A 2,333-nucleotide genomic window follows, 5' to 3' on the forward strand; every position below is an offset into this window, starting at 1 on the left:
GAGAGGGTAATTTGAAAGTATCGTTTGATTATATTGATTGGATAAATACAGAGTTTGATCAATTAGGCCGTGAAAACTATTATATGTATAAAAAGTTTGGTGTTTTACCAGAAATGGAATACGAAATGGAAGAAATTAAAGAAATCGAGCAATATATTAAAGAACAAGAAGAAACTGAACTATAGGGGAGATAATATGACTTTCGAAGAAAAACTAAGTCAAATGTATAACGAGATTGCGAATGAGATTAGTGGGATGATACCAGTAGAATGGGAGCAAGTATTTACAATAGCATATGTAACTGATCAAGCTGGAGAAGTCATTTTTAATTATACTAAACCAGGTAGTGATGAATTAAATTATTATTCAGACATACCTAAAGATTGCAATGTCTCAAAAGATATTTTTAAGAATTCATGGTTTAAAGTTTATCGAATGTTTGATGAGTTAAGAGAAACTTTTAAAGAAGAAGGGCTTGAACCATGGACATCATGCGAATTTGACTTTACAAGAGATGGCAAATTGAATGTATCTTTTGATTATATAGATTGGATAAATACAGAGTTTGATCAATTGGGCCGTCAAAATTATTATATGTACAAAAAATTTGGGGTTATACCAGAAATGGAATATGAAATGGAAGAAGTTAAAGAAATCGAACAATATATTAAAGAGCAAGAAGAAGCTGAACAATAGAGGTGATAACATGACTTTCGAAGAGAAAATAAGCAAATTATATAATGAGATTGCGAATGAGATTAGCAGTATGATACCGGTAGAGTGGGAAAAAGTATATACAATGGCTTATATAGATGATGGAGGAGGTGAAGTATTCTTTAATTATACTAAACCAGGTAGTGATGACTTGAATTATTACACCGATATACCTAAGGAGTATAATGTTTCTGTGCAAGTATTTGATGATTTATGGATGGATTTATATGATTTGTTTAAGAATTTAAGGAATTTATTTAAAGAAGAAGGACTCGAACCATGGACATCATGTGAATTTGACTTTACAAGAGACGGCAAATTGAATGTTTCATTTGATTATATAGATTGGGCGAATTCAGAGTTTGGACAAATGGGAAGAGAACATTATTACATGTATAAAAAATTTGGAATTTGGCCTGAAAAAGAATATGCCATAAATTGGGTTAAAAAAATAAAAGATTATGTTGAAGAGCAAGATGAAGCTGAACTATAGGGGAGATAATATGACTTTCCAAGAGAAATTAAGTGAAATGTACAACGAGATTGCGAATAAGATTAACAGTATGATACCGGTAGAATGGGAAAAGGTATATACAATTGCCTATGTAGATGATGAAGGAGGAGAAGTGTTCTACTATTACACAGAACCTGGAAGTAATGAATTATACTATTATACTAGTGTATTAAATAAATATGATATATCGGAATCAGAATTTATGGATTCAGCGTATGAGTTGTATAAACAATTTCAAAAGTTAAGAAATATATTTAAAGAAGAAGATTTAGAACCATGGACATCATGCGAATTTGACTTTACAAGAGACGGTAAATTAAAAGTTTCATTTGATTATATTGATTGGATAAATACAGAGTTTGATCAATTAGGCCGTGAAAATTATTATATGTATAAAAAATTTGGGGTTATACCAGAAATGGAATACGAAATGGAAGAAGTTAAAGAAATCGAGCAATATATTAAAGAGCAAGATGAAGCTGAACTATAGGGGCGATAACATGACTTTCGAAGAAAAGCTAAGTCAAATGTACAATGAAATTGCAGATGAAATCAGTGGAATGATACCAGTAGAATGGGAAAATATATATACAATTGCCTATGTAACTGATCAAGGTGGAGAGGTCATTTTTAATTATACTAAACCAGGTAGCGATGAATTGAATTATTACACGGATATATCTAGAGATTATAATATTTCAGAAGAAATATTTGATGATTTATGGATGAATCTTTATTACTTGTTTATGAATTTGAGGGATTTATTTAAAAAAGAAGGTCTTGAACCATGGACATCATGTGAATTTGATTTTACAAGAGAGGGTAATTTGAAAGTATCGTTTGATTATATAGATTGGATTAAATTAGGTTTTGGTCCATCAGGAAAGGAAAACTACTATATGTATAAAAAATTTGGAATTTTACCAGAAACGGAATATGAAATTAATAAAGTTAAAGAAATCGAGCAATTTATTAAAGAGCAAGATGAAGCTGAACTATAGGGGCGATAACATGACTTTCGAAGAAAAACTAAATGAAATGTACAACAAGATTGCGAATGAGATTAGTGGAATGATACCAGTAGAGTGGGAAAAGGTATATACAA

Annotated in this window: 6 protein-coding genes; all 6 read left to right on the forward strand. The window is 30.3% G+C overall.

The window, feature by feature from the left end; genetic code table 11:
* On the forward strand, positions 1-185 hold a 185-nt coding region (locus HMPREF3247_RS05930; RefSeq protein WP_142349148.1), incomplete at its 5' end, for a TIGR01741 family protein.
* A gap of 10 nt (positions 186-195) precedes the next feature.
* On the forward strand, positions 196-696 hold the full coding sequence (locus HMPREF3247_RS05935; protein WP_000142111.1) for an antitoxin YezG family protein: 501 nt from the start codon (positions 196-198) through the stop codon (positions 694-696).
* A 10-nt stretch (positions 697-706) separates the two neighbouring features.
* Positions 707-1,207 carry a TIGR01741 family protein gene (locus HMPREF3247_RS05940; RefSeq protein ID WP_000141943.1) on the forward strand — a complete coding sequence of 167 codons (501 nt, stop codon included), beginning with the start codon at positions 707-709 and terminating at the stop codon, positions 1,205-1,207.
* Positions 1,208-1,217: 10 nt separating this feature from the next.
* Positions 1,218-1,718 (forward strand): TIGR01741 family protein, encoded by a 501-nt coding sequence (locus tag HMPREF3247_RS05945; RefSeq protein ID WP_000143874.1) that lies wholly within the window; start codon positions 1,218-1,220, stop codon positions 1,716-1,718.
* Between the two features lie 10 nt (positions 1,719-1,728).
* Positions 1,729-2,229 carry a TIGR01741 family protein gene (locus HMPREF3247_RS05950; protein WP_070866206.1) on the forward strand — a complete coding sequence of 167 codons (501 nt, stop codon included), beginning with the start codon at positions 1,729-1,731 and terminating at the stop codon, positions 2,227-2,229.
* 37 nt (positions 2,230-2,266) lie between these two features.
* The coding region (locus HMPREF3247_RS14315; RefSeq protein ID WP_373880238.1) for an immunity protein YezG family protein at positions 2,267-2,333 on the forward strand (67 nt) is incomplete at its 3' end.

It is taken from the genome of Staphylococcus sp. HMSC36A10 (assembly GCF_001838845.1).
Classification (GTDB): Bacteria; Bacillota; Bacilli; order Staphylococcales; family Staphylococcaceae; genus Staphylococcus; species Staphylococcus aureus.

Coding starts and splice junctions, on each gene's coding strand:
- HMPREF3247_RS05950 (WP_070866206.1), top strand. CDS start 1,729: ATGACTTTCGAAGAAAAGCTAAGTCAAATGTACAATGAAATTGCAGAT.
- HMPREF3247_RS05940 (WP_000141943.1), top strand. CDS start 707: ATGACTTTCGAAGAGAAAATAAGCAAATTATATAATGAGATTGCGAAT.
- HMPREF3247_RS05935 (WP_000142111.1), top strand. CDS start 196: ATGACTTTCGAAGAAAAACTAAGTCAAATGTATAACGAGATTGCGAAT.
- HMPREF3247_RS05945 (WP_000143874.1), top strand. CDS start 1,218: ATGACTTTCCAAGAGAAATTAAGTGAAATGTACAACGAGATTGCGAAT.